Raw genomic sequence first — 234 nt, 5'->3', positions numbered from 1 at the left:
AGCGAATACCTCGTCAAGGACCAGTTAATTACTTCGGAGGATCTCCATTATCTTGGGGGTAACATCGACGATTTCGCCCTCGCTAAAACCTTAGTTTCGGAAAAGCGAGTCTCACAAGCGCAGGTGGAGCAACAACAACACCTTCAGGTCTCAGATGTACTGAGGCTTGCACTACTTTGGAGTGAAGGGTCTTGGGACTTTGATCATCGTCCGCACTTGATGGAACAGGTAAAT

The 234-nt window shown here is 47.9% G+C and carries 1 protein-coding gene; it reads left to right on the top strand.

What is annotated here, in order from left to right; all coding sequences use genetic code 11:
• Positions 1-234: hypothetical protein (locus tag KVT28_RS27030; RefSeq protein ID WP_217551413.1), on the top strand; the 234-nt coding region annotated here is incomplete at both ends.

The sequence above is a fragment of the Pantoea sp. GbtcB22 genome (assembly GCF_019091025.1).
GTDB lineage: Bacteria > Pseudomonadota > Gammaproteobacteria > Enterobacterales > Enterobacteriaceae > Pantoea > Pantoea leporis.
This window is presented reverse-complemented; position numbering and strand designations above follow the sequence as displayed.